Annotated in this window: 12 protein-coding genes; 4 read left to right on the plus strand and 8 right to left on the minus strand. The window is 68.1% G+C overall.

From position 1 onward, the window contains the following. Window positions 1-167 precede the first annotated feature (167 nt). From QFZ41_RS00730 to QFZ41_RS00740, 3 genes are all read left to right on the plus strand, one after another. Window positions 168-1,226 carry an alpha/beta fold hydrolase gene (locus QFZ41_RS00730; protein WP_429196963.1) on the plus strand — a complete coding sequence of 353 codons (1,059 nt, stop codon included), beginning with the start codon at window positions 168-170 and terminating at the stop codon, window positions 1,224-1,226. A 20-nt stretch (window positions 1,227-1,246) separates the two neighbouring features. After that, window positions 1,247-1,759, plus strand: a complete 513-nt coding sequence (locus tag QFZ41_RS00735; RefSeq protein WP_429196965.1) for a cytochrome P460 family protein — start codon at window positions 1,247-1,249, stop codon at window positions 1,757-1,759. A 77-nt stretch (window positions 1,760-1,836) separates the two neighbouring features. Next, the gene (locus QFZ41_RS00740) at window positions 1,837-2,679 is read left to right on the plus strand and encodes a class I SAM-dependent methyltransferase (RefSeq protein ID WP_429196967.1); all 843 of its coding nucleotides are present in this window, start codon (window positions 1,837-1,839) and stop codon (window positions 2,677-2,679) included. A gap of 1 nt (window position 2,680) precedes the next feature. Here the strand turns inward: QFZ41_RS00740 and QFZ41_RS00745 are convergent, their stop codons facing one another. From QFZ41_RS00745 to QFZ41_RS00780, 8 genes are all read right to left on the minus strand, one after another. Then, entirely contained in the window at window positions 2,681-3,844 is a 1,164-nt protein-coding gene (locus QFZ41_RS00745) for a M23 family metallopeptidase (protein ID WP_429196969.1), read from the minus strand. A gap of 64 nt (window positions 3,845-3,908) precedes the next feature. Beyond that, complete coding sequence (locus tag QFZ41_RS00750) at window positions 3,909-6,041, minus strand: HlyD family efflux transporter periplasmic adaptor subunit (RefSeq protein ID WP_429196971.1); 2,133 nt, start codon at window positions 6,039-6,041, stop codon at window positions 3,909-3,911. 2 nt (window positions 6,042-6,043) lie between these two features. Continuing rightward, window positions 6,044-7,423 carry an efflux RND transporter periplasmic adaptor subunit gene (locus tag QFZ41_RS00755; protein ID WP_371021837.1) on the minus strand — a complete coding sequence of 460 codons (1,380 nt, stop codon included), beginning with the start codon at window positions 7,421-7,423 and terminating at the stop codon, window positions 6,044-6,046. A gap of 4 nt (window positions 7,424-7,427) precedes the next feature. Beyond that, entirely contained in the window at window positions 7,428-8,222 is a 795-nt protein-coding gene (locus QFZ41_RS00760; protein WP_429196973.1) for an efflux RND transporter periplasmic adaptor subunit, read from the minus strand. Then, window positions 8,219-10,141, minus strand: coding sequence for a TolC family protein (locus QFZ41_RS00765; protein WP_429196975.1), 1,923 nt, complete (start codon window positions 10,139-10,141; stop codon window positions 8,219-8,221). Before QFZ41_RS00765 ends, QFZ41_RS00760 begins: the two co-directional genes overlap by 4 nt. A 55-nt stretch (window positions 10,142-10,196) precedes the next feature. Then, complete coding sequence (locus tag QFZ41_RS00770) at window positions 10,197-19,871, minus strand: cadherin-like domain-containing protein (RefSeq protein ID WP_429196977.1); 9,675 nt, start codon at window positions 19,869-19,871, stop codon at window positions 10,197-10,199. Window positions 19,872-20,175: 304 nt separating this feature from the next. Beyond that, a complete protein-coding gene (locus tag QFZ41_RS00775; RefSeq protein ID WP_429196979.1) occupies window positions 20,176-23,718 on the minus strand; it encodes a two-component regulator propeller domain-containing protein in 3,543 nt (1,180 codons plus the stop codon). After that, complete coding sequence (locus QFZ41_RS00780) at window positions 23,711-24,499, minus strand: response regulator transcription factor (RefSeq protein ID WP_429196981.1); 789 nt, start codon at window positions 24,497-24,499, stop codon at window positions 23,711-23,713. Before QFZ41_RS00780 ends, QFZ41_RS00775 begins: the two co-directional genes overlap by 8 nt. A 186-nt stretch (window positions 24,500-24,685) precedes the next feature. Here QFZ41_RS00780 and QFZ41_RS00785 point away from each other — a divergent pair, with 186 nt between their 5' ends. Further along, the gene (locus QFZ41_RS00785) at window positions 24,686-25,624 is read left to right on the plus strand and encodes a LysR substrate-binding domain-containing protein (protein ID WP_429196983.1); all 939 of its coding nucleotides are present in this window, start codon (window positions 24,686-24,688) and stop codon (window positions 25,622-25,624) included. The last annotated feature ends 88 nt before the right edge of the window (window positions 25,625-25,712 follow it).

Here is a 25,712-nt window from a genome sequence, read left to right on the forward strand (position 1 = left end):
TCCATCGCGGCGGGTGTTTTTTGTAACGCAATGTATCAGGCGGCCAAACCGTTACATGCGGTTTCAAATACACCGGAAGTAGCTGCAATCAATCTCGCCATCGCTCACTACATTAGGCGGCACGTGGCCGCGATGGCGTGGCCGCTCAACCTGCCTGGAGTAGTGCCATGACGGATACCGTCGACCAAAAGAGGCGCAAGTGGCTCGGTGCCACCGCCTGGGGAATCGCCGCCGCGCCATTCATGTTGACCACCTCGACGGCGATGTCCACCGTCCATGCGGCGCCGGCGGCTCCCGCGAAGAAAACCACCTCCGGAGGCAACGTGACTTCCTTCAAGACGCTGAAGCAGATCAAGGCGGGTAGCCTCGACGTCGGATACGCCGAGGATGGTCCGGCGAACGGCACGCCGGTCATCCTCCTGCATGGTTGGCCCTACGACATCCATAGTTTCGTCGAGGTGGCACCGATCCTCGCGGCCGCGGGATATCGCGTCATCGTTCCCTACCTTCGTGGCTATGGCACGACGCGTTTCCTCTCGGCCGATACACCGCGCAACGGCCAGCAAGCCGCGCTCGCGCAGGACGTGATCGACCTGATGGACGCATTGAAGATCGACAAGGCCGTCGTGGCCGGCTTCGACTGGGGCGCGCGCACCGCGTGCATCGTCGCCGCGCTGTGGCCGGATCGATGCAAGGCCCTCGTCTCCGTGAGCGGCTACCTGATCGGCAGCCAGGAACAGAACCGCGCGCCGTTGCCGCCGAAGGCCGAACTGAACTGGTGGTACCAGTTCTATTTCGCCACCGAACGCGGCGAGGCCGGTTACGCGAAGTACACGCACGACTTCGCGCACCTCATCTGGGAGCAGGCTTCACCGAAGTGGCGCTTCGACGACGCGACGTTCCAGCGCTCGGCCAGCGCGTTCGACAACCCCGACCATGTCGCCATCTCGATCCATAACTACCGGTGGCGCCTCGGCGCGGCAAAAGGCGAAGCACGCTACGACGCGTTGGAAGCGAAACTGGCGGCCTTCCCGTCCATCGGCGTGCCCACGATCACGATGGAAGGCGACGCCAACGGCGCGCCGCATCCCGACCCGTCCGCCTATGCGAAGCGGTTCACGGGCAAGTACGAGCACCGCCTGGTCGATGGCGGCGTCGGCCACAATCTTCCGCAGGAAGCGCCGCAGGCCTTCGCCAAGGCGGTCATCGACGTGGCCCGGTCCTGAGACGCGAACGGAGCCCTTGCATGAAGCCTGTTCATCTCCTGTCGTGTGCCATCGCGTTCGTGGCCTTGTTCGCCCTGGTGGAAGTGTCGGGAGCGAAGGACGACCCGCATCCGCTCTCGGCATCGCCCATCTATGGCGTGACCATTCCCGGGGGATACCGGCAATGGGAACTGATCGCTCCGGCCCTGGAAGACGCCCCGCTCAACGAGCTGCGCGCCGTCGTGGGCAACCAGAAGGCCGTGGACGCATATCGTCATGCGAACCTGCCTTTTCCGGACGGGACGATCCTGGTGAAGCTGGCCTGGAAGCGGACGCCTTCGAAAGAGTTCGCTTCCGCGACCGTGCCCGGCGCGGCGACCACCGTGCAGGTCATGGTGAAGGACAGCAAGAAATACGCGTCCACCGGGGGCTGGGGGTTCGGGCGTTTCGTCGACGGCAAGGCCGTCGACGAGGCCCAGCATCGCACCTGCTTCGCCTGTCACCAAGCGCTCGTGCGCGACCACGACTACGTCTTCACCCGCTACGCGCCATAGCTCGCGGGTGACTTTTACGCGGCGATTGCCTATCGTTCCTGCCCGCCGTATCGCCGCGGAGCCAGGAGATTCCCTTCGTGTCGCATTACGCAGGCCCGCTACTCACCCGCCCTGTCGCCGGGGCGCTTTCCGCCTCGCGCGATAGCGGCGCGGACGAATGGACGGGGTCGTTGGACCTCGGCCGCTCGGAAAGCCGGGCGGTCCTGCATACGGACACCTGGCAATGGCATGACGGGAGCTACCCATATCCCGCGTGCCTCAAGGACCGCACGATCTATTACTGGGATGGCGAGGCGTTCGAACCGGTATCGCGTTTCTCCCGTTCGCTGATCAAGCTGGTGCCTACCGATTGGGGCGCGCCCACCTTCGAGATCGACGGCATCAAGATGCTGCCCACATCGAAGGAGTCGCCCATCGACGACGCGCGGCGCAAGGTGGCGTTGGTGGAGCCGCGCGGCAAGGTCGTTCTCGATACCTGCGGTGGCCTCGGCTACTTCGCCGCCTGTTGCCTGGACGCCGGTGCGGAAAGAGTGCTTTCCTTCGAGAAGAATCCGGACGTGCTCTGGTTGCGCACGCTCAACCCATGGTCTCCCGATCCGGACGCCCCCGACGCCGGCGGCAGGCTGCAACTCGGCCATGGCGACGTCACCGAAGCGATCCTCCAGGTGCCCGACGCGTCGATCGATGCGCTGCTGCACGACCCGCCGCGCTTCGGCATCGCCGGCGAACTCTATTCGCAAGCGTTCTACGACCAGCTCGCGCGCGTCCTGCGCCGTGGCGGACGCCTGTTCCACTACACGGGCAGCCCCAACAAGCTGACCAGTGGCCGCGACGTGCCGCGTGAAGTCGCGAAACGGCTCGAACACGCGGGCTTCAAGGCGCAAACGGCCCTGGATGGCGTATTCGCGACGCGTCGTTGAGCTATTTGTCCGGAAAGCCCACCACGATACCGTCGAGCGGCAACTGCGCCTGGCGATGGCTCGGCGGTGCCGCTTTCCATGGATCACCCTGCCCGAACAGCTGCGCCTCGCTTTCCTCGCCGTAGAGATCGATCCGCTCGAAGACATATGGGATGCCTTCCGAGCCCTGGAATTCCGGTGCGTTCGCCAACTGGAAATGCAGGTGCGGCGCGGCGGAGTTGCCCGACTGTCCCAATTGCCCGATCACCTGTCCACGGCGCACGTGGTCGCCCTTCTTCACCCGCACGCTGCCCTTGGCGAGGTGGGCGTAACCGGCGTATTGCCCAGGCCCGATCGACAACACCACATAGTTGCCGAACAGGCCATCGGTGGTGAGTGAAGCCGGTTCCGGCTGCGGTTTCAGCGGCGCGTGTTCTTCCTCGCCGTCCCTCGCGCCGGCGACGACGCCATCCGCGACGGCGATCACCTCCGCGCCGTAGCCGACCCAGTCCGCATACCGCGTCGCTTGCAGATCCTTCACGCTGGCCTCGATCGCACGTCCCGAAGCGTCCACGCCGACGAAATCGATCGCATAGCGCTGGGGAACGGTCAGGCTGCCGTTGATCGCGACCATGCTGCCCCAATGATGCGAGCGAAAAGCACCGGGGCCTTCATGGGCCAGCCAATGGCCGCCGCGGAGGGGCGCACCGATCACCGGCGCCGCCGTGGGCGATACCACCACCTCGACGCCGTCCACCGCGTAGGCGTGACCGTTCGCCGTCATGTCCACATGATGCCGCAGTTGCTTCGGCACCGGCGCGCCGGCCGGAAGCGTGAGCCATAGATAGAGGATGCCGCTCTTGCCAGGATCGACGACGGCGGCGGCGCCTTCCTTCGGCACGGGCTTGGCCACGGCGGCCAGCACCGCGCTGTCCAGATGTAGCAAGGGCCGTGTCGAATCATCGGCGAAGACGTCCAGATCGTCGAGGGTCAACGGGCCGGTGTCGCCGTAGAAATTGGTGAGGTGCAGTTCGTAGGCGAAGTGCCGTGCGCCATCACTGCCCGTGAACACGGTGGGCGCCCAGGGCACCCTTGCTTCGACCGGGGCCGGATCGGGCACCGTCCGTGCCTGGAGGCCGGTACCGGTCGAAGCCGCCACGCCTGCCACCCATATCCATGCGCGCATTCCATCCCCCCGTGATGACCGTGCCCGATAGTAGCGGCTCGGAGGCAGCGAAGGACAACCCGGCTCAGCCTTCCTTGCCCAGTCCCGTCTGTTGCAGAAGGATCAGCAATGCGCTGTCGATCCAGCGCCGCGCCAGACTTTCGCGGCGGCCTTGCATGCGCACGCTGACGCCCTGCTCGGCGTCGAGCGGAGCGGACAGGCCTTCACCCTCCACGCGCACCCGGTACCAGACGCTCGCCGGGCGCAGTTCCTTCGCCGGCGCCGTCGGATTGAGCGGGATCGGTCCTCCGTGGTTCTTCGCCAATAACAGGCTGGGAAGGTGTTCGAGCGCACCATCGTCCACCGCGACCACGCGGCCATGCAGGGGATGCCAGTCGCCGTGCGGATACACCGTGGCGGCGGCGCCGGGAACCAGCCGCGCGCGATCGGCCTCCGATACCAGCACCTCCGCTCGCCAGCGCGTGCCTCCGACGACGGTCGCGATGCGCGAGCCCGGCGAGACCCAGCTGCCCGCCTGCAACGCCGGGTCGAGATCGCGCACGAACCCGTCTTCACTGGCCGTGAGCCGCAACCGGTGCAGCTCGGAAGCGCTGGCGCGGCGCTGCACGTCGTACTGGTCGGCCATGCGCTCGGCCACGACCTGCTTCGCCACGCCGTCGCGATCGAGGGCGATGGCACCGCGCGCCGTGGATTCGTAGGCATCGCGCAGCGCATCGGCCTTCGCCCGCTCGTCTTCGGGTGTCGGTGCGCTGAGTTCGAACAGCAACTGCCCGGCCGTGACATGGGTGCCGTCCGCCACGGCCACGCGTTCCATCCGCCCGGCGAACGGCGTGAACACCGGCTGTTCGAATCCCGCCTCCACGATGCCCTCGGCGGTGATGCTCGCCGACCAGGGCACCAGTACGACCAGTCCGGCCACGCCGAGGACGATCAGGCGACGACGCACGCGCGGCCAGCGGATTTCCGCACGCCGCGCCCACCATATCCGCACTTCATTGAGCATCGGCCTCACCACGAAAGTCACGATTTCCACCAGGAAGAGGATCAGGCCCAGGGCCTTGAAGAAGGCGTGGTAGACGACCACGGCGATGCCTACGAAGAGGGTCAGGCGGTACAGCCACGTGGCGAACGCGAACGCGGTGAGGAAGCCGGCGAAACGCGGCGAAACCGCATCCGGCCGGGGATCCTCGATGCCGAGCAGGCGCAAGCGCACCCACCGCTTCGCCCAGCGCCCCGCACGCTCGTGCAAGCCGGGATAATCCAGCGCGTCGGCGAGGATGAAATAGCCATCGAAACGCATGAACGGGCTGGCGTTGACCACCAGCGTGAGCACCCAGGCCGTGGTGCCGAGGAAGAACAGCGCGTTCTTGAAGTTGCCTTCCGGCGCGAACGACCACAGCAGCGTGCACCACGCGGCGAGCACCAGCTCGGCCATGACGCCGGCCGAGGCGATGGCGAGGCGTCGGCGCGAGCCTTCGAGCTTCCAGCTCTCGCCGGTATCGGTGTACGCCATGGGCCACATGACCAGCAACGCCACGCCCATGTGTCCCACGCGCACGCCGAACCGCGTGGCCATGAAGGCATGGCCGAACTCGTGCCAGCACTTTGAAAAGACCAGCGCGCCGGCGAAGGCGACGACCCCGTCCCAGCTCATGGCGCCACGCAGGTTGGCCTGCACGACGTCCCACTGCCGCGCCGCCAGCAGCAGGCCGAGGACGGCCGCGAACAGCGTGGCGACGAGGAACCGCATGCCGAACATCCAGCGGACGTACGGCAGTGTCCGGCGCAGGAAGCGCTCCGGACGTACGAGGGGAATGCGGATGAACAGGTAGTTCTGCAACAACCAGTGCAGCGCCGACGTCCGCCGCTTCGGCATGGCGCCACGCGTGAGTTGTTGCTGTTGCAGGAAGCGCGCGAATTCCAGCACGTCGTCGGCTTCGGGCGTCATCGTGGTGCTGGCGGTAACGGCCTCGGCGATCCGCTGGGGATCGCCCAGCGCCCAATGCTGGAGGAACTCGAACTCGAGCCAGCCGATGCGGAAGAACTGGTTGCGCACGGGGTCCGACAGATGCCACGCCGGCGAACCGTCGCGATTGCGCCCGGCGGCATGGATGTTCAACTCGTCGCGCAGCGCGGGCCACGGCGGAGGCGCCGCGCCCATGCCACCCATCGCCCCCATCGCAGGCACGGCGGACATCGTCAGAGCCCGCACCAGGCGCGCACGGCGGCCAGCGGGCGACGCAGCATCAGGTAACCGAACACGCTCCAGCTTCCCGAGACGCGCGCCGTGCCTTGCAGGCCGATGCGCGCGCCGGGCGGCGTACCATCGATCGTCCCGCGCAGCACATAGCTGGCGACGCCGTTGGGTGCTTCCACCGGCTGGTAGCCGGCGTAGTCGAGTTTCGCGTCGAGCGGGTCCAGCGGCGCGACCTTGAGGAAGACGGTCATGGGTGCGCCCTCGGCGAGGTTGGTCGGCTCGCCCACCGGCGCCCATGCGCGCACGCCCAGCGCATGCGGGTCGGCAAGCAGGCCGATGCGCTCGCCGGTCTGCACGGGGCGGCCGGACCAGTCGTCCGGATCGGAATAGACGAACACGCCGTCGGCCGGTGCGCGGATGGCCAGCTTGTCCACTTCGCGCTGCAACGAGACCACATCCACCTGGCGCTCGCGCCACTTGCCCTCGGCCATGCCGAGGTCGGCCTTGGCGTTCTGGTTCTCGATGGCCTGTTGCGCGGCCTGGTGCATCTCCACGCTGGCCGTGGCCAGTTCGGCCTGGGCGACGGCGAGCTTGTTGCGCAGGGTCGTGTCGTCGAGTTCGGCGAGGACCTGCCCGGCCTTCACCGGCGCGTTGGGCAGGACCGTCATGCGATGGATCACGCCCTCGCGTGGCGAAGCGATCACCTGGCTTCGCGTCGAGATCACCTCGGCGGGAACGAGCGTGTATTCGCGCACGGGGATCAGCAACACCACCAGCAGCACGGCCAGCGCATAGCGCAGACGGCGTCCGCTGGTCGCCGCTTCCCACCAGCGCCGCCAACGCGACGGCCGCGCCACCAGCGACCACCAGGCATAGCCGTAGAGGTTGGCGAGTTGCAGCAGGGCGAACTCGGCGCTGTCAGGAGTGAGCGTCGTCGGCCACGCCTGGTCACGCGCGAGCACGAGCAGCGCGTCGACATGGCGATCGGGACCCATCAATGGCAGCACCCACACGTGCGCCGGCAGCCACTCGCTCCACTCCGCGGCCAGTTCCTCGCCGAGCATGCCAGGCGAAAGCGGCAGGACGCGGGCACCGGCGGGCAGCTCGGCACACTGCGGCGCGATCCGCCGTGCGACGGCGGACAACCACAGCGCATAAGGCGTGTTGGGATCGGGCTCGGCCAGCCCGGAATGGGCGGCAAGACGAGGACTCCGTCCCGGAGGAGTCGCCAGCAAGGCGGCCTGGCGATAGTCGACCAGGCTACGCGTCTCGTTGCATGCGACGAAACCAAGCTCGGTCGCGGTCGCCGCGCCTTCGGCGCGTGCGGCGAGCGCATAGAAGCGCGACGACGCGCTGGCGCCGGGGTTGTCCTGGGGATTCATGGTTTCAGCCCTGCCCGGTGCTCTTCGCCGGTGTCGCCCGGCCGCTCATGCCCGGCAGCACGCGGCTCGTGTCGCCTTCGAAATCGGCCTCGATCTCGATGGTCTGGCTGACCGCGTCGACCCGGCCGCTGAGGCGCGTCACCGTGAGGGGATGGTGTTCGCCGGTCTCGTCGACGGCGGCGTCCAGGTGCGCGCCAGGCTTGAGCCAGCCGATCCAGCTCGAAGGCACGTTCAGCCGCGCCTTCGGCGTGCCGGTACCGACCAGTTCGATCACCGGGGCACCCGGCGACACGCCCTGCCCTTCCTTCACGTGGATACGCGCCACGCGCCCGTCGAACGGTGCGACGAAGCGGCACTGCGCCAGTTGCGCGTCGAAGATGCGCATCTGGCTGCGCGTGCGATTGACGTCGGCCGCGGTGAGTTCGACCTCCAGCGCGGCGGCGGATTGCAGGCCCTGCAACTTGGCCTTCGCCTCGTAGCGCAGCTGCGCCGCCTTGTATTCGGCGTCGGCCGCCGCGCGCCGCGCGTCCACGTCGCTGCAATCGAGCGAGACCAGCACCTTGCCCTTCGCGACGGTATCGCCCAGTTGCACGTAGACGCGTGCGACGCGCCCCCCGGCCACGGCGGACAGCGGGCTTTCCCGGTCCGCCACCACGAGGAAGCGCACGGGCGCCTGGGTCGACGCCGCCGCCGGCGCGGATTGAGCCTGCGCGGAAACCGCACAAGGCAGGCCCCATGCGAGCACCGCGCTGAAGGCGGCGAACGTCATCGCCTTCGAAATCGTCGTCGCGGTCTTCATGGCTGGGCCGTGGCCGCCGTTTCCGGTGCGGCCGCGAGACGACGCACTTCCGCCATCACCGAGAGCGCCGCGGCTTCGGCCAGGGCGATCACCGAACGCGTGTTGGCGTCGTCGGGGAGGAAGCTGCGATAGCTCTGCGTCAGCAGGCGCTTGCCGGCCGTGTCCTGCACGGTCACGTCCCACTGCGCGCGCGTCGCCGCCTTGCTCGGCGTGGCGCTGTAGTGCAGTTCCATGGCGAGGCCGTCCGCACCGTTGCCAAGGGCCAGCCGGTTGCCGGTCATCACCTTGCCCACGGCATCGCGCACCGCCACGCCGTCGACGCGCGCCGGCAGGCCGGTCACGCTGAGTTGGATCGGACGGTCCACCGCCATGGCATCCGCGGACTGCGTGAACACGTGCTTCTCGCCGTCGATCAGGCTGGCCTGGATGGCCTTGGAAAGCGTCGGCACGTCGCTGCCCGCGACCTGCTCCGGCATCAGGTCGATGCCGACCGAGTTGAGCACGCGGCCGTACGCCGACTGCGCCGCCGCATAGGAGGACGCTTCCTGGAAGCGCGACACCATCGAACGCGCCTGCGTGCGCAGCGTTTCCAGTTCGCTGGTGAGCTGGTTGTTGGAACCGGCGCGGGCCACGCTCGCCAACCGCTGGTCCACCTGCGCGGATTCCTGGGCGAGCTGGTGGTCGTAGACGGCCAGCTTGTAGCGCTCCACGGAGACGCGCACCTGGGTCAGCACGGCCATGCTGAGCGCCATGCGGCGGGCGTCGTCGACCTTCATCCGCGCTTCGTTGGTGCGCTTGATCGCGGGCAGCCCGGCGAGACGGATCAGGTTCATCGACATGCTGATGCCGCCCTGCGTCCAGTTCTCGTTGTACAGGTAGCTGTTGGAGTCGTGGCCGATGCCGCCGAACAGGTTGAGGTTCGGGAACAACGCGGCGATCTGTTTCTTGGTCTCGATCGCGTCGATGCGCGCCTTGTAGTCTTCCTCGCGCAGCTCCGGGCGCTGCTCCAGTGCCATCTGCTCGAGCTGGTCGAGGTTGGACGGAACCTGCGAGAGCCGTGTCTCGGTGGCATCGGCCAGCGTGAACTGGGTGCCGGGCGCGAGGTTCATCAGGGCGGCGAGTTCGCGCCTGGCGAATTCCATCTCCTGGCGCTTCTCGTTGACGAGGGTCATGGCGTCGAGCAAGGCGCGCTGGTATTCCAGGCCCTCGACCGGCGGCAGCACGCCGGCGCGCTCGGCCTGACGGGTCTTTTCCAATGCGGCTTGGATGTTGTCGGCCAGCACCTGGGTCTCCCCGAGCAGGCGCTGCGCACCGAGAGCGCGCCAGTAGGCGTCACGCACGTCCTGCACGATGTTCTGCAAGACCTTGCGGCGGCGCTCGTCGGTGACGTTGACGTCATCCGCCTGCTGCTTCGCCCGGTAGTAGCTCAGGCCGAAGTCGAGCACGTCCCACGACAGCGTGGCGTCGGCGAGGTAATGCACGCGCTCCTCGGAGGTGGAGGGACGCAGGCTGACGATGCGATCCTCGATGCCGATGCTGGTGCCGCCGGAGTCATTGCTGCGCCAGCGGTAACCGGCATCGGCGGTCAGCTTGGGCAGCATGTCGAGCTGCGACACATCGAGCAGGCCGCGCGACAACGCGGTCTCCATCAGCTTGAGCCGATAGTCGAGGTTGTACTTGAGCGACCGCGCCATGACGTCGGACAAGGTCAAGGGGGCGCCGATCGGCTCCTGGCCCTTGTACATCGCCTGCTGGTCGTTCTTGACGCGCGTGGCGACTTCGTCGTGAGTGAGCGGCTTCGGCTTGACGGCGCCACAACCGGTAAGGAACACGGCGAGGGCCAGCGAGGCGACCAGCGGCGCGCGGCGCATGACGAAAGTCGTCGGTGTGGTGGTCTTCATGGCATGGATGTGGTGCATGGAGATTCGGTCCTTGTGAACGTGGCCGGCGATGCGTGGATCGCCGGGTTCGCGATTAGTGACGTGGCTGCGTGGGTGCGGGTGCGGTGGCCAACGGCACGGCGGCGGCCTTGGCCATCGCCGCGATCTGTGCCGTCAGCGATGGCGCACCGGCCGGCGTGGACGCCGGTGGTGGCACACGCATGGCGGTGGGTACCTCGTGCGCGGCCTTGTGTGCGGGCTGCGTACGCTCGGCATGGTTCTGTGCCGTTTTCTCCAGGTCATGGATGCGCGTCGGCGAGAACGGCGAGAAGTCGTCCCACAGCACGCTCGAGCCCAGCCCGAAATCGTTGAGGGCGACGCGTGCGCGGCTGTGCGCCTCGGCGAGCAACTGGCGCGAGAAGGCCACGCCGTCACGCAGCACGTGCTGGGTGTTCGACGGGTCCAGCGGTGTGTCGCCGAGGTCCGAGGTAGCGTCGTAGCGACCCGTGATCCACTGGTTGTGCCAGCGCATCGTGTCGCCCTGCGACTGGTCCACGGCCGGAAGGACGAACAGGCCCGGCTCGTAACCCTGGCGGATGTCGCGCGTGGTCCGGTCGTAGGCGATGGGGAAGATCTGGTCGCCCCAGCGTGCCTGCATCGGCGGCGTCGTGCCCTGGATCGTGATGGTGAGGCGTGCCTCGCTCACGTCGCCGTCGGCATCCGTGATGGTGTAGACGAACACTTCGCTCAGCGTGCGGCTGGCGTCCAGCGCGCTCACCCTCGGATTGCGGACATCGAGCTGGTACGTGTACGTACCGTCCGCATTGAGGATCAGCGTGCCGAACTCGCCACGGCTGCTTCCGCCGATCGTGCCGGACGTACCGAGGTTGGCCGAGGCCACGCCGGTGAGCGGACCGCCAGTGGCCGGGCCGTCGGCGCCGATCCGGTCGGAACCGTCGTGCGAGGGACCCTTGCCGGTGAACACGTTGCCACTGGCGCCGGTCTGCCCGGCATCCTGGACGATGGTCGCGCTGTCGTCGTGCGCGACGGGCGCGTCGTCGGCGATGTCGACCACCAGCCTGCCGGTGGACACGCCACCGGTCACGTCGGTGACACCCAGTGCGATGACATCGCTGGTGGACGTCGAACCGGGCTGCTGCAACGCATGGTCGAGCGTGTAGGTGTAATCGAGCGTACCCGCCGTCGCCACGCCGTTCACCGTCGAGGTGGCGGTGAAGCCGGTGAGCACGAGCGTGCCGTCCGGCGTGACGATGGTGACGGGATGCTGCGGGCTCAGCGCGGACAACTGCTCAGGCGTGAGCGTGGTGCCGCCCACGGTGACGCTGGCGAGACCGTCCAGGGCGCTCAGGTCGATATGGCCACTGGTGGTGTCGCTGCCGCCGCCGTCGACCAAGCCCGGCTCGCCGACCTCCGAATGGCCGCCGACCTTGCCGTCACGATCCACCGGGACGATCGAGGGGTTGCCGTCGGTCACGCCGCCGATGGTGATGGTCAGCGTCGCGGTGCTGCTGTCGCCATCGGCATCGGTGATGACGTAGGTGAAGGTTTCCGTCAGCGTCTGCCCGTCCTTCAGCGCGTTCACCGCCGGATTGTCGTTGTCGAGCGCGTAGCTGTAGCTGCCATCGGCGTTGAGCGTGAGCGTGCCGTAGCTGCCGCCGAGGGGCGAACCGACCGAACCCGCGGTGCCGTGGAAGCCGACCGCGCTGACCGGCGTGGCGGTACCGTCGGCGCCGACACGGTCGTTGACGAGTACCGACCCGGTGACGCCGGCGGTGTTCTCGGTGACGGCCGCCGTGTCGTCACGGGCCGCCGGCACATCGTCGACGATGTTCACCACCAGGGTTCCCGCCGCCGTGTCGCCACCCGCGTCGGTGACGGTGAGCGCGATGCTCTCGGTGCTATCGGTGGCGCCCGGCTGCGAGGCGGCGCGGTCGAGCGTGTAGGTGTAGCTGAGCGTGCCGGCCGTGGGGACGCCACCGACGGTCGAGGTCGGGTTGAAGCCGGTGAGCACGAGCGTGCCGTCCGGTGTCGTGATGGTGACCGGTGAACCGCTGCCGAGCGCGGCGAGCTGCGCGGCAGTGAGCGTGGTGCCGCCCACCGTCACGCTGGCCAGCCCATCGTCGGCCGTCAGTTCGATGCTGCCGGTGGTGACCTGCGACCCGTCGTGATCGACCAGGCCCGCCTCGATGACCGTGGCGTGCCCCGCCGCGCCACCGTTGCCGTCCAGCGGCGCGATCGACGGTGCGCTGTCGGTATGGCCATGGATGGTGATGGTGAGCGTGGTGGTGCTGGTGTCGCCGTCCGCGTCGACGATGGTGTAGCTGTAGACGTCGGTGAGCGTCTGCCCGTCCTTCAAGGCGTTCACGGCGGCGTTGCCGTTGTCCAGCGCGTAACCATAGCTGCCGTCGGCGTTGAGCGTGAGCGTGCCGTACTGGCCTGCCACGCCCGTACCTACCTGACCTGCCAGCGGACCGCTTGCGGTGCCGGCCGAGACGCCTGCCACCGGCGATGCGATTCCGTCGGCGCCAAGCCGATCGGCGACATCGCCAGGACCCGTCGCGGACACGACGTTGCCGTTGACGGTGGCCGCGCCATCCTCGCCGATGTCCGCGCCATCGGCGCGCGCGGTCGGCGCATCGTCCACGATGTTGACCACGAGGGTGCCCGTGGCGCTGCCGCCACCGGCATCGTTGACGGACAAGGCGATGTCGTCGGTGCTGTGGTCCGCGCCGGGCTGGGCGATGGATCCGCCCAGGGTGTAGGTATAGGTGAGCGTGCCCGCGGTCGGTACGCCACCGACCTCGGCGGTCGCGGTGAAGCCGGTCAGCACGAGCGTGCCGTGTGCCGTCGCGATGGTCACCGGCGTACCCGCGCTCAACGCGCCGAGTTGCGCGGTGGTAAGCGTGGTACCGCCCACGGTGACGCTGACGAGGCCGTCTGGCGCGGAGATGGCGACGGTATCCGTCGCGGCGCGATCCTGCCCCGCCGGACCGTTCGTGGTCAGGCCCGACTCCCACACCGTGGTTTCGCCGGTGGTGTTCACGCCATTGCCGGCACCGTTGCCGTCGTGCGGCACGATGCCGGGGCCGCCGTCGGTATGACCCACGATGGTGATGGTCAACGTCGTGGTGCTGGTATCGCCGTCCGCGTCGGTGATCGTGTAGGTATAGACCTCGGTACGCGTCTCGCCATCCTTCAGGGCGTTGACGACGGGGTTGGCGTTGTCGAGCGCGTAGCTGTAGCTCCCGTCGGCATTGAGCGTGAGCGAGCCGTATTGCCCCGCGATCGCCGCGCCGACGTTGCCGCTGACCGGGCCACCCGCGTTGCCGAACACCACGCCGGACACCGGCGTCGGCGTGGCATCGCCGCCCACATGATCGGCACCGCCCCCGGCGAGCACGACGTTGCCCGTGGCCGGCGCACCGTCTTCGTCCACCGTGTTCGTATCGGCGTGCGCGAGGGGCACGTCGTCGGCGATATCCACGGTGATGCTGCCGTTGTCGGTGAAACCGGCGCTGTCACGCGTGGCGATCGCGATCGTCTCGCTGCTGCCGGTCGCACCCGGCTGGTCCACGGGACCGTTGAGGCTGTAGTGATAGACGAGCGTGCCGTGGCCCGCATCCGCACCGGGAAGGTAGCCGGTCACGACCAGCGTGCCGTGGTCGGTCTCGATCGTGCGCTCGGCGAGGGGCACGTTGGCGATGTCCTGCAGCTGCGCCAGCGTGAGCGTGACCGAGTGCCCGGCGCCCGCGGCGGGATCGCCGATCGTCACGCTGTCCAGGCCGTTGAACAGGGCGAAGGTTTCGGTTCCGTCCACGCCCTGGCTGCCGCTGTTGTCGGCCAACCCGGCCTCGCTGACCCCCGTGCGGCTGCTGACGGTCACGTCGAAGACGCGCGTGGTGACGAGCGCGTTCGAGGAACCCGCCTCGCCATCGGCGTAACCGTACTGGTCACCGGCGGTGCTGGGGTCGCTACCCACGTTCGATGCGGCGTCGCCGTCGAGCGTCGGCCGGTCAGGGCGGCTGCCATGGTTACCGTTGTCGTTCACGGCCACCTGCACCTGGAAGGTGCCGTTCCAGTAAGCGTTGTTGTCGCCGGTTTCCGCCGACGGCAACCGCACGCCCACCGCGTTGATCGCCGACTGCACCTGATCGATCGAACCGGTGATGGTGATCGTGCTGCGGCCCTGGCCATCGGTGCCGAACGTGTACGTGGCACCGGCATAGGTGCCGGAGGTCGCCGTGGAACCATTGACATCGTGAATGCTGAAGCCGTTCTGCAGCGTCACCGTGGCGGTGATGCTGTCCGTGCCCGCATCCGGATCGGCCAGGGTGATGTGGCTGAGCGTATACAGGCCAGCGGCGCTTTCGTTGGTGCCGTTGGGGCCAGTGACACCGATCGCCGTCGGGTTGTTGATCGAGGACGGGAACACCTCGCGGGACGAGGAAGCCACGTTCTGCGTGAGCCCACCCGGCACGACCGCATACGGATCCACGGCGGTCGCCGGTACCGCCTGGGTACCGTTCGCGGCGGCGTTCTGGCCGCCATTGGCGGCACCGGAACCGTCGAGGGTTCCGCTGGCCGTGTCACGCATGCGGTCATCGGCGATCACTTCCACGCGATACGACTGGTCGGCGTTGGCGAGAGCGCCGCCGATCGACACCTGCAAGCCGGCGAGGTAATCGTTCACCTGCTGCCGCGTGCCACGAATGACCAGCGCGGCATCGGTCCCGTCGTAGGTGCCGTCCACGGTCGCACCGGAGGTGCCGCCGTTGCTCGAGCCCAGCACGATGTTCGCATAGGCCGATTGCGCCAGCGGGTTGCCGGCGGCATCGGTGACGCGAACGGTCACCTGCATGAAATCCTGCTCGCCCTGGGTGATGCCGCCACCGTCGGTGTAATCGACATCGCCGACGACGAAGCCGCCCACCGGCGTGCTGCCGTTGAGGTACACGGTACCCGCACCCGCCGTCACGGTCGGCGCGTCGTTCACGGCGACGATGTCGAGCGCGACCTGGATATCGGCCGGATTGTTGGCGACGCTTCCCGCGCCGGTGTCGCCGCCGATCTTCGAGCCGGTATCGTCGAAGTGCAGCGTGACGGTGACATCGCCCGCGGCGGCGCCGTTCGTGTCGTGGTTGACGTTGGCGGTGCTGCGATAGGTGAGGCCGTTGGTCGCATCGTTGAGCAACGCCTGGATGTCGCTGGCGCGGCCGGTCAGGACCAGGGTGCCGGTATTGTCGCCACTGATGGTAACGGCAAGGCTCCCCGCCGCACTCGGCGTGAAACTGGTCTGGTTGCCGTTGCCACCGATGCCGAGCGTGCCGCTTGGCACGGTCACGCGCACCGTCACCGGCGTGTCGAACGCCGCCGACTCGGGGTCGGCCACGACGAAGCCGCCGCCGATATGGGTCGGTTGATCCTCGTACACGGTGCCGCTGGTGGGACCGGTCAGGGTGCCGGGCTCGTTCACGCTGGACGCGCGCACCACTACGGCGGCGGCGGCGATGTCACCGCTGTTGGTCGGCGCCAGATCGCTGTACCAGTCGTAGTTCGTGGCATCGATGGGCGTGGTCGCGCCGCCGGTGCCCGGGGTGGCCGGCTGGTTCACGTCGCCGCCGTTCGCGCCACCGACGAGGTTCCCGCCGGCGTCGCGCAAGCGGTCGTCGGCGATCACCTGCACCTGGTATTTCGCGTCGCGGTCGCCGGCGAAGTTCACGGTGAGGCCGGCCAGCGCGGCATTGATCTGCGCGCGCGTGCCGCTCAGCACGAGGTAGTCGCCGCCACCGTTCTTGTCGCCATCCACGAGCACGCCGCCACCGGCCGCATAGCCGATCGCCACGCCATCGGCGGTGTATTCGGCGGCGGAGAACGCCGTGCCGTCGGCGTGCAACAAGCGCACGGTGACCTGCAGGTAATCGGTCTCGCCACCGCCGACCGTGGTGAGATCCGGATCGGCCACGCTGAAGCCCGGCACCGGGTTGAACTGCGGGTCCGCGCCGTCGAGATCGACCGGGCCGGCCGGGCCGGTGACCTTCGGGGCGTCGTTGGTAGGATCGGTATAGACCCAGAACTCGTTGCCCGCCTGTTCCTTGTCACCGTCGGAGACGGTGAAGAAAAAGCGGTCGTCGGGCGCCGAGGGGTAGCTGGCGCCGGTGGATTCGGTGCCGTCGTTGAGATAGTAGATACGGCCCGCGGCGACATCCGCCTGGGTGAAGGAGGAGCCCGCACCGAGGATGTGGAAGGTCACGCCGCCGTCGGTGGAATACGCCAGTTTGCCGTGCGCCGGGCCGCCGGTGATCGTGTACTGCACCTGCTCGGCCGAGCTGTCCGGATCGTAGGCCTGGAGCATGGCCGTGGTGATCTGGGCGTAGCCGCCTTCCGCCACGGTGAGCGGATTGTTCACCGGCGCGCCGCCGATGTTGTTCGGCGAATCGACGGGCACGGTCGGATCGGCCTGGGTCGGATCCTTCGCGATCTGCGGCGCGTCGTTGACGTTGGTGATCTGGATGGTGACGGTGGCGTCCGTGGCCGAACGCGCGCCCCAACGGTCCTGTGCCTCGACCGTGAAGCTGGCGCTGCGCACTTCCGAACCGTTGCTGACGAAGCGCAGGCCCGTGGTGCCCGCGCTGCCGGTGATGATGGACGCATCCAGCAAGGTGTTGGCGGTTACGTCCTGCCAGCTGGCGCCGCCATCGGTGGAGTATTGTAGCTTGCCGCCCGCGGGCAGGCTCGTGATGACGAACTTCAGCGCGGCGGCGCCCGTGGCGTCGTTGTTGTACGCGTAGTTGGGGCTGCCGTCGGGAAGCGTCGGCGAATTCTCGAGGTAGCTCGCGCTGGTGGCGTCGTCCGGATCGGCCAGGCCGAGCTGGTCCTTGGTGATATAGGCGATCTGGCCTTCGTTGATCACCGTGGTGGACGAGCCGACGACCGTCGGCAGGTCGTTGGTCGGCTTCACGTAGATGTCGAACGACGGCTTCCAGCTGTCCACGACCGCCTGGCCGTTCACCACCGTGACCAGGCCGGCGGACACGGAGAAGTTAGCCGTGGCGTGGAAGTCTTCGCTGGCGCCGTCGTGCTGGAAACGAATGCGGCCGGCGTCGAGGTCGGCCTGGGTGAACGTGCCATAGGTGGCGACATCGACCCACGTGCCGTTCACCTGTTTCTGCAACGTGCCGGCGGTACCGGTGCCCGCGCCGTCGCTGGTGAAGCCGAGGAAGGTATAGACCACCTGCGACGGATCGACACCTTCCGCGGTATAGCTGAGGCCTGGCATGGTGTGGAAGTCGGTCGGCTGCCCGTTCGTCGTCGTACCGTGCAGGACGATGGCGCCGCCCTCGGACACGCTGCCGATGGCGTTGCCGGACGGATCGACACCCGCGTAAGTCGATTGCTGCTGGCCCGTGGTCACGTCGTGGACCGGGAAGCCGCCGTTGTTGCCGTCGGGTGTCGGCGCGAGGGCGATGGTGAAGGTGTAGTCGCGCAGGGTGTCCGTGGAGGCAGCACCGGTGTAGTCGCCACCGATGCGCGTGAAGGTGGTGCCGTCGGCGTTCCAGCGCAGCGCGGTGGTGTTGTCTACCACCTGGAAGTGGAAGCTGTCCTGCTGGCCCGCCGTGGCGCCCGTCACCTGCACGTACTGCACGCGGCCGGCGCGCACGTCGGCCATGGTGAAGGTGGCGCCGTCCTTCAGTTCCTCGCCATTGAGCAGCAGGTAACCGTGGGTGAGGCCTGCCTGGCTGGTGACGAAACTGATGTTCTGTTCGGGCGAATCGACATCCGTCGCGCCGAGCATGGCCGTGGTGAGCACGACCGAATACGGGCCCGCGCTGCCGTTCCCGCCCGCGGTCACGGTGGCCGTGCGGGTGCTGCCGACGTCCAGCGAGGGATCATCGTCCACGGCATGCACGTCGAGCACGATCGTGCCGTCGGCGCTGCCCGGCGTACCGGTGCCGCCACCGAGGTCGGTGACGCGGACGCCGTAGCTGTCCTGGGTGACGCCGTCCACGCCGTCGTTGCGATAAGTGAGCAGGTTGCGGTTGGCGTAGTCGAAGCTCTGGCCGACCGTGACAGCGACGCCGTTGTAGAAAAGCGTGCCATGCGTGGGCAATGCCGTGATCGTGATCTGCAGCGCCGAATCCTGCGGATCGCCACCGCTGCCGGCGACGATGTACTGGCCCACGTTGCCCGTGTCCACGGCGTTGGCCGGCTGGCCTTCGTAGACCATGCCGGCGCCACCGACGGTCGGCGCCTGGTTCACTGGCTGCACCGCCAGGTTGACATGCACGGTGGCGGAACGGTCGAGCGGCGTAGCACCGTCGTTGACCCGCGCGTCGAAGCCGTCCGTGGCGTCCTGGTTCGCGCCGGTGGCCGTGTGCACGTAGCTCAGGCGGCCGTCGATCACGTCCTGCTGGGTGAACACGGAACCCGCGCCCAGGCGGTTGCCGTCGAGCGTGAGGTAACCGTACTGCGGCAACGCCGTGAGGCTGTAGACGATCTGGCTGGCGGACTGCGTGCCGATGGTCACTTCCGCATCGGATGCGGCCAGCGTGTCAGTGCCGATCACGGTGACACTCGGGCTGTCGCCTGTACCGACTTCGAGCACCGTCTTGGTGGCGCCGGGCACGGCGACCGGATCGTTCGAAGGCGTGATGGTGACGTCGAGCGAGCGCGTCGCCGAGAGCGACTGCGCATCGGTGACGGTGACATCGATGGTCGTGCGCGCGGCGGTATTGCCCAGCTCGACATCGGAGGCGACGAAGCTGAGCTGGTTGAGCCATGCATTGGCCTCGGCGACGGTGCCGGTGAAGCGGTAGCCACCCGCGACCGCCGTGGCGGCCGTTCCCGTGACCAGGGTGCCCTTGCCGGGGTCGGCGACGACCGCGGTGACCGTCACCCGGTCGCCACCGACGCCATCGTCGACGATGGACCAGCCTGTGAGCGTGCCGCGGTCCGCGCCCGCGGCATTGAGTGCGCTGGGTTCGGAAACGGTGAGACCGCTGCTCGTGGTGCCGATGCTCGGCGCGACCAGCAGGCCGTCGTAGTCGAGCGCGAGCGAACGCGTCTCGATGTGGCCCACCGAGCTTTCCAGCGCCCAGTCGCCGCCGAGCGCGGCGGCGCCGGTGGCGTCCGTGGACGAGGCGACGTCGGCCTGGGTCAGGCGGCCCAGCTGGGTGACCAGCGCGTTGTCCTGGTGCGATACGTCGCAACCGTAGAGAAGGATGTCGCCCTTGGACGAAAGCGTGGCGCCGATGTCGCCGAGCTGGCTCGCGTAGGAGGCGATATTGCCGGCGGTCACCGTATCGGTGCCCAGCGAGATGGAATCGCTGGCGCCATGGCTGATGATGTGGATCGCGGCGATGTCGTGTTCGCCGCGCAGCGCGTTGGCGATCTGCGTCAGACCGGACGACTTGTCGTCCAGCACCACGACCTGGCCACCCGGCGGCAGCTGCGCGACCAGCGATTGCCAGTTCGCCACGCTCTGGTCGATGACGTAGACCTGGGTCGGTGCCGGGACGCTGGGCGCCGGCGGCGGCGCCGCGGCATGGCCCGGCTGTTCCACGGCGGCGCTGTGGAATTTGCCGCCGTCATGCGCCGCTTCCGCGGGATCGACATGATGGCTGGCCGCTTCCACGAGCGCGGCGCCGTCGTACATCTGGCGCGGCTCCAGCGCATAGCGGTGGGAACGCGGACGGAACGGGTTCGGTGACTTTGTCCCTGGCATGGGATCGCCTTCAAGGTAACGGGGCATGACGTAGGCCGACGGGCTCCATCCCGGGGGCCGGGAGGCCTTCGGGAATCGCTATCGATGTGAAGCTGTGATTTACGTCACAGCGGCGGCGCCGATGCTATGCATGGACGTCCGCGCTGAGAAGGCGGTGGAATGGGAAATTGCGTCACGCCGGGCATGACGGCAGTCCGCTCCGGCAAAGGCGGGAGGAGAGGCTTCTACAAGCGGGGCACGGCCGTTCCCGGCGTTTCGACGCCGTGGCGCCGGAATGGCCGTGATGGACCTTTGCTTGAAGGGAAGCGTGATGTTTGTGAAGGAGGAGCGATCAGCGCATGCCGTCGGGCGCGACGACCACCGCTTCATCCGTCGCCGGTTCAAGCAGACGCACGATACGCGCCATGAACTCCGCCGCGGTGGCGGGTTTGAGAAGGACGTCGTCGTAGTCTTCCACGGCCGCATCGTCGGGACGCCGCGGCGGCAACGCCGAATAGAGCAGCACCGGCATGCGCGGATGGGCGTGGCGCAACGCCTGCAACCATCGCCAGCCCTCCATGTCCGGCAACCGCTGTTCCGTCACGACCACGTCGGGCATGTCGTCACGCAGCGTCTTGAGGGCGCTCGTGGCATCGCTGGCGGCAAGGCTGCGGAAGCCATATCCGTCCAGCAGGTCGCACAACACGGCACGCCGTGCGGCGTGAGGTTCGAGAATCAGCACCACCCTGCCCTCGCCATCCACGTCGCCGATGTCGCCGCCGGCGTCGAGTTCGGGCTCGAGTTCGTCTTCGCTCGCCAGTGGCAAGGCCACCTCGAAGCCGAACCGGCTGCCGCCCGACGCCACCGGCTCGGCCACCAGGTGGCTGTCCATGTGATCGAGCAACTGGGTCACGATCGCCAGGCCCAGACCGGTTCCTTCGTGTTGCGCCGCGTTGCCGCCGCGAGCGAAGGGCTGGGCGATCGCCGCGGCCACCTCGGCTCCGAGGCCGATGCCCGTGTCCTCGACCGAAAAGGCGAGGCGGGCGCGAAGGCCATCGCCACCGAGCAGGTCGACCCGGAAAACCACGAGGCCATCATGGGTGAACTTGGCCGCGTTGCCGAGCAGGTTCAACAGCACCTGCCGCAGGCGGCGGAAATCGGCGACGGCCAACGACGGCAGGCGTGGGTCGAAGCGGCACTCCAGGCGATTGGCGTGGCGCTCCATCAGCGGTGCCGCGTGATCGGCCACCTCGTGGAGAAAACCATGCAGATAACCTGGCACGGGCTCGAGGGTGAGCTCGGTCAGGTCGCCGCGGGAGAACTCCAGGAGTTCGTCGATGAGGTCCATCTGCTGGCGCACGTGCCGCTCGATCGCGCGTGGATAGTCACGTCCCGTCCTGCCCGCTCGCCACTGGCGCACCGCATCCAGGATCGCGCCCAGCGGCGAGCGCAGGTCGTGGCCGATATGGGCCAGCAGCATGCGGCGCGACTGCAGCGACTGCCGCAATTCGGCGGTGCGTTCCTCGACCACGTGTTCGAGGCGCTGCGCATGACGGATCAGAACGCGCGTGCGCCAGCGCCACGCGAGCACGACCAGCCCCAGGACCAGCAACGCCGCGGCGGCATACGCCCATCGCGTGAGCCACCATGGCGGATCGACGCCGAAGTCGAGAATCACCGGCTCGGAGACGGTGCGCCGGTTCGCGTCGACGGCCTGGAGCTGGAACCGGTAATGGCCCGGCGGCAACGATGCGTAACGCACCTCGCGCTGGCTGGTTTCCACCCAATCCTTGTCGGCGCCGGAAAGACGGTAACGGAAGCGCACCGGCTGGCCCGCCCCATTGCCCGACACGCCGAAACGCATCACGAGGGGAGCGGCATCCTCGAACGACATCCCGGCATCGGGACCGGCGACATCGCGCTCGCCATAGCGCGCGGAGATAAGCAGCGGCAGGATCCGCCGGGACGCCAGGAGCTGGCCTGGATCGAGGATATGGGTCAGGCCGATGGGCGAACCGATCCAGACGGAACCGTCGTCGTCGGCGAAGAACGCGCCATGATTGGTTTCGTCCCAGAGCAGACCGTCGCGCGTGGAGAGGCGGGTCCAGTCGCCGCCGTCGTAGACGTCGACGCCGTTGCCGCCGCCAGCCCACAAGCGGCCGCGCCGGTCGGCGCGCAGGAAATAGAATCGCGTGTCGGCAAGTAGCGGGTCTTTCACCGGCGCCATCGTCACCTGGTCCGCATCCGTGATCCGCCCGACCAGCAGCCCGGGCTGCAACGAACTCAACCACAGCCTTCCGTCCGGAGTGACCGCCACGTTTTCGTAGCCGCCCGAGGCTTCCTCCGGTTGCACGCGAACGCGCGCCCAGCCCGCGGCACCGTGGCGGAACAACCCACCACTGCAAGCCACCCACAGGTCGCCGCCCGCGTCCTCGGCCAGGTCCGAGCACATCGTGGACGGCATGAGGGATGGCGCGGCGGGCGAGACACGCCCCTGCACCGGATCGACCTCGTAGAGGCCACCCAGCGTATAGGCCCAGAAGTGCCCCGCGCGATCCAGGTAGGCGCCACGCACCAGGTACGGCAACACGGCCACCTGCGAGGTCTTGTCCGTCTTCGGTTCGTAACGCAGCACGCGGCCGTCGAAGAGGAAGTACCAGATGATCCCTTCCGCATCGACGATGACCGCATGTGCCTGGTTCGGCGGCGCCGCCTTCAGCGGCCCGCGATGCGCGCGGCCTTCTTCCGGCACGATCACTTCGGCACCGGCTTCGCCGGCGACCCAGATGGACCGCGCGTCGCCCCGCGCGATCGACCAGATCAGGCTGTTGCTCAGGCCCTGCGCCGAGGTCCAGTTCTCCACCGCGTCGGCATTGCTCCAATAGACCACGCCGCGGCCATAGGTGCCCATCCAGACCATGCCCTCGCGGTCGGCGAGCAGCGAGGAAATGCCAACGCCCGGCAAGCCGGAACCCGTGTCGAACAGTTCCCAGCGTGCGCCGTCCCAGCGCGCGATGCCGACATCGGTACGCGTGACTATCCGCCCTGCCCGGTCCTCGATGATGTCGATGCTGGATGCCGCGACTTCGGTGTGCCCACCGGGAATCTCGTGGCTGGTGAATTCGGAAGCACCGGCCGGCAGGCGCAGCACGTTGCGGATGCCGCGCACCCAGATGCTGCCGTCCCGCGCGGCGAGGATGCCGACCCATTTGTCGTTGGGCACGCCATGCTCGGTGCCGTATGTCGTCAGCAGCCCGTCACGCAGGCGGCACAAGGCGCCACCGCAGCCGAACCAGGTGGTTCCGTTGCGCTGGAGCACGGCGGCGACATCGCCCGGGTCTTCCCCGTGGTGGTCGGCGGCCGCCCCGAACATGGGAGCGCCCGTCCAGCGTCCACCGGCATCCTGGGTCAGGCGCAACAGCCGGTGCCCGCTCACCACCAGCATGCCACCACGATCGTCGGCGGCCAGGGTCTGGCCACGGTCGGCCATGACCTGGATGCCGCCGGGCAACACCCAATGGAAGCTTCCGTCGCTGTCCCGCCGTTGAAGGCCGGCCCGCGACGCCACCCACAGATGATCATTGGCATCTTCCGCGAATCCGATGACCTCCGACGTCTGGAAACCGTTCGCGGGTCCGACCTGGGTGAAACCCACGCCATCGAAACGATAGAGGCCCTTCTCGGTGCCGGCCCACAGATAGCCCTGCCGGTCCTGGATCATGCGGATCACGGACAGGCTGGTCAGTCCGTTGGACTGGTCGTAGACGGTCAGGGGCAACTGCACCGCCGAGGCACGCGACGGTACCCACGCGGCCATGCCCATGGCGAGCAGGAAGACGGCGACCGCCACGCGCCACCGCGGCGGCGCGTGGCGCGAGGTCAGACGATCACGCACCCACGGCATCCATCGCGGCGGGCGTGTCGTGCCGCGCGGCCTTGCGGTATTGGCTGGGCGTCACGCCAAGACGTTCGCGGAACGCCGTGGTGAAGTTGCAGGCACTGCGGAAGCCAATGGTCTCGGCGATCTCCTGCATGCCCAGTTCGGTTTCCATCAACAGCTGGCGGCTCTTGCGCAGGCGCTCCTCGCGGATCCACGCGAACACGGTCATGCCCAGCCGCTGGCGGAAAATCGCGGAGAGGCGCTTGTCGTAGGTGCCGACGGCCCCGGCGATCTGTTCGAGCGTGAACGGCTCGGACAGACGGCGGCCGATGAGCCGCATGGCGGCGCGGAGGATCACCTCGTCCTGGCTCGGCGAGCTGGCGTCCGGCATGGCCGGCGCGGACGCCTCCGGCCGGGGTGCCAGGCGCAGGTGAATCTGCACGCGCGCCAGCAGTTCTGCCGGCTCGCAGCTTTTCAGTATGTAGTCCACGCCGCCCTGGCTCAGGCCCTCGAGGCGTTCCTCGGGGCTGGCGGCGGAGGTGAGGAAGAGGACCGGGATGTGACGCACCCGCGGCAGTTCCTGCAGCTGGCGGCATAGCGCGAAGCCATCCATGCCCGGTATGCGCACGTCCAGAAGGATCAGGTCCGGGGCAAGGAGTTGGGCACGCTGGTAGCCCTGCTGCGCCGTGGTGGCGAGGGTCACCCGCCAGGACTGGGCACGCAACGCCTGAAGCAACGAGCGGATTTCCTCCGGCGCGTCGTCGATGACCAGAATGTGAGCATCCTGAACGGACATGGTGTTCCCCCCCTGCGGTCGCTCCGGCCCATGACGGCGGCTCGGCGCGTTTTCGGCCGAAGTATATGTCTTTTGGCCGACTCATTTCCGCTCCAGCAAAGGAATTCGTCGCTCATCCAAAAACAGGCCACCGAGCGCTCACTAGAATGAAGCGCTGGCGCCGATGTGACGGCGGGGCACGGGCGGATGGAACAGATCAACAACCTCGGCGACTTCTTCCTGTTCGTCCACGTGGTCGAGGCCGGCGGATTTTCCTCGGCGGCGACACGGCTGGGCACGACACGATCCCTTCTGAGCCGGCGCATCATCGCGCTGGAACAGCGTCTGGGTACGCGCTTGCTCCATCGCAACGCTCGCCGCTTCGCGGTCACCGAGGCGGGCGAACGGGTCTATCGTCACGCATCGGTCATGTGCGAAGCCGCCCTCGCCGCCGAGCAAGCCGCGGCGCCCTCGGCAAACGCGGGCAGCCTCGTGCGAATCGAGGCCCAGGGCCTGCTTTCGCCCCTGGTGGCGGAGCTGGTGCCGGGATTCGTCGCTAACCATCCGCGCACGCGGCTGGCGGTGACCGCCAGCGGCAGCGACATCGAGGCCCTGCTGCGTCAACAGGCCGACGTGATCCTGAGCCTGCGCGAGACCCTGCCCGACAGCAGCGACATCGTGGCGCGGCCGCTCGGCACGGTCCGGCTGGTCACCGTCGGCAGCCCCGACCTCGTACGCCGGGTGGGCAAGCCGGCACACCCGGCCAGCCTGGACGAAAATCATTACCTCAGTTACGCCTCGGGCGACACCCCCGGCTATTGGATGTTCCGCGGAATGGTGGCGCAGCGCCGCAACGCGCGCATGGCTTCGGCCGACCTCGGCGCCTTGCTCGCCTCCGCCCGCGCCGGCCTGGGATTCGCCCAGTTTCCGCTCTACATGGTCGCCGACGACATCGCCGGTGGCCGCCTTCGACTCGTGCTGGAAGATTTCGAGCCCCAGCCCCTGCCCCTGCATGCGCTGACCATGTCCAGCCGCTCCGTCAGCGAGGCGACGCTGAACTTCGTCCGCTTCGTGCAGCAGAGCCTCGGGGCGATGGCCGCTCGTTGGCAGGAGCACCTGCCGGCGCAACCGAACCGGGCGTCGTAGGCGGCACGGGCGCCCCGGACTCGTCGACCACGCGGACGACGCATGCCGCGGGATTCGTCGCCGCGGCCACGTCGTAGTTTTCGAGCAT

Origin of the sequence: Luteibacter sp. W1I16 (assembly GCF_050434905.1) — a bacterium.
Classification (GTDB): Bacteria; Pseudomonadota; Gammaproteobacteria; order Xanthomonadales; family Rhodanobacteraceae; genus Luteibacter.

Coding starts and splice junctions, on each gene's coding strand:
- QFZ41_RS00730 (WP_429196963.1), top strand. CDS start 168: ATGACGGATACCGTCGACCAAAAGAGGCGCAAGTGGCTCGGTGCCACC.
- QFZ41_RS00735 (WP_429196965.1), top strand. CDS start 1,247: ATGAAGCCTGTTCATCTCCTGTCGTGTGCCATCGCGTTCGTGGCCTTG.
- QFZ41_RS00745 (WP_429196969.1), bottom strand. CDS start 3,844: ATGCGCGCATGGATATGGGTGGCAGGCGTGGCGGCTTCGACCGGTACC.
- QFZ41_RS00750 (WP_429196971.1), bottom strand. CDS start 6,041: ATGTCCGCCGTGCCTGCGATGGGGGCGATGGGTGGCATGGGCGCGGCG.
- QFZ41_RS00755 (WP_371021837.1), bottom strand. CDS start 7,423: ATGAATCCCCAGGACAACCCCGGCGCCAGCGCGTCGTCGCGCTTCTAT.
- QFZ41_RS00760 (WP_429196973.1), bottom strand. CDS start 8,222: ATGAAGACCGCGACGACGATTTCGAAGGCGATGACGTTCGCCGCCTTC.
- QFZ41_RS00765 (WP_429196975.1), bottom strand. CDS start 10,141: ATGCACCACATCCATGCCATGAAGACCACCACACCGACGACTTTCGTC.
- QFZ41_RS00770 (WP_429196977.1), bottom strand. CDS start 19,871: ATGCCCCGTTACCTTGAAGGCGATCCCATGCCAGGGACAAAGTCACCG.
- QFZ41_RS00780 (WP_429196981.1), bottom strand. CDS start 24,499: ATGTCCGTTCAGGATGCTCACATTCTGGTCATCGACGACGCGCCGGAG.
- QFZ41_RS00785 (WP_429196983.1), top strand. CDS start 24,686: ATGGAACAGATCAACAACCTCGGCGACTTCTTCCTGTTCGTCCACGTG.